Genomic DNA, 1,349 nt, shown 5'->3' with positions numbered 1-1,349 from the left:
TAGGTACGGTACAAGAGAAAATGGTGAAAGAGTTCTTTCCATCGGCGCAGCATATTGTGATTGAAGCCCCCGCGCGTGATTTCCAAGAGCTGTTGGCTCGCAGAGCGGACGTGTCTGTGACTTCCAATGTGGAAGCGGCGACGCTGGTGGACAAGTTCAAACAGTTGGCGATTGTGCCTGTGAAAGCTCCTCGCAGACCGACTCCAATCGCCATGTTGTTACCACAAGACGACCAAGTCTGGATTAACTACATCAACCACTGGGTGGAGTTGAAAAAAACACAAGGCTTCTTTAAGCAGACTGCTCAGAAGTGGGGACTGAAAAGTTTATAAATGAAAAGAGCCGCATTACGCGGCTCTTATTATGATCGGATGGACTGAAGTACAGACTTAAAGTTCATCTTCGCTGACGACGCGAGCGTTGTCAGGTGTAGTGAAATGCTTAGAGAGTTCACGATTCGACAGAATGTAACCCATCCACAAGCCACCCATACAAATGACGATTGCCACGCCCGTAACCATTTGAGCTTGGCTTGCCATCGCTGCTACTAGTGCGCTTGATAGGCTGCTCACGGTAATTTGCAGGCTGTTTTGCAAACCAGCTGCGGTTGCAGGGCTTTGCTTCGCACTTGCCAATGCACGGTTTACTACGATTGGGTACAACGCCCCATTCGCTACCGCAATCAAACAGAATGGCGCAAGAATTGGCCAGATTGACGTGAGCTCCCACTGTGAAGCGACGAAAATCAGCAATGCAGCAACGCTGAACAGGCCGATTAACTGGCGTAATACTTTCTCATCACCAAACTTACGTACGCCGACTTTACCTAAATAGCCACCAGCCATAAACGCAATGGTTTGAGGGATGAAGCTCAGACCAATGTCTTTGGCTTCATAGCCTAGTTGCGCCATGATTTCTGGCATACCAGTAAGGTAAGCAAAGAACGCTGCCGAAGCGGTTGCGAACATAAACACGTTACCTAGGTAAGTTTTTGAACCTAGTAACGCTTTAATATCCGCAGACATGCTGGTTTGTTTGATTTCGGCTTGTTCGTTCTTTTGTGCCATGGTGGCAGCAACCAGCACCACGCCAACAAGCGTTAATGCGATAAAAATACTGTGCCAACCAAAGCTATCCGCTAAAACCACACCCAGTTGAGGTGCAAGTGCTGGTGATAGTGCCACCAACGGCATGATGGTTGCAAAAATTTGCTGGCTACTGCTGGAGTAACGCTTGATTACCATCGCTTGCCAGATAACCGCAGGAGCACACACGCCGATTGCTTGCACAAAGCGCAGTGTCAGTAGCTGCCAAACTTCATCGCAGAATGCTAAGCCGAATGAGGCAAT

Annotated in this window: 1 protein-coding gene and 1 pseudogene; one reads left to right on the top strand and one right to left on the bottom strand. The window is 48.7% G+C overall.

The window, feature by feature from the left end:
* Positions 1 to 332 (top strand): annotated as a pseudogene (locus R7P67_RS24550) (transporter substrate-binding domain-containing protein); the annotation flags it as partial.
* 57 nt (positions 333 to 389) lie between these two features.
* Here R7P67_RS24550 and R7P67_RS24545 read toward each other — a convergent pair.
* A partial coding sequence (locus R7P67_RS24545) for an MFS transporter (RefSeq protein WP_318086281.1) occupies positions 390 to 1,349 on the bottom strand: 960 nt, incomplete at its 5' end.

The sequence above is a fragment of the Vibrio sp. Vb0937 genome (assembly GCF_033338855.1).
The sequence above is the reverse complement of the archived record's forward strand: the minus strand, read 5'-3'. Positions and strand labels throughout refer to the sequence as shown.